Source organism: Staphylococcus pasteuri (assembly GCF_030547725.1).
GTDB classification, from domain to species: domain Bacteria; phylum Bacillota; class Bacilli; order Staphylococcales; family Staphylococcaceae; genus Staphylococcus; species Staphylococcus pasteuri.
Window position 1 is genome coordinate 1 of record NZ_JAUOQO010000615.1, and the last position, 252, is coordinate 252.

Annotated in this window: 1 protein-coding gene; it reads right to left on the reverse strand. The window is 36.1% G+C overall.

The window, feature by feature from the left end; translation table 11 throughout:
• Positions 1 to 252, reverse strand: a 252-nt coding sequence (locus Q4528_RS14925; RefSeq protein WP_303522459.1) for a nucleoside transporter C-terminal domain-containing protein, incomplete at both ends; no start/stop codon positions are given.

Consider the following 252-nt stretch of genomic DNA (forward strand, 5'->3'; position numbering starts at 1 on the left):
CACAGAACCTGATTGAACTGCATCGTTCCATGTAACACCTGCTAAAAATGCAAACGGAGCAAATACAAATCCAATTAAATTTTGGAAATCCCATTTGATTGCGCCACCACTTGCTAAACTAAAGCCGCCGCTCACTAAACCATTTATTAATGCGATAATTGCGATATATCCAATTAACATTGCACCAACTATTACTGAAACATTAAATCCGTCTAAGATATACTCTCCAAGCATTTCAAAGAAAGATTGATT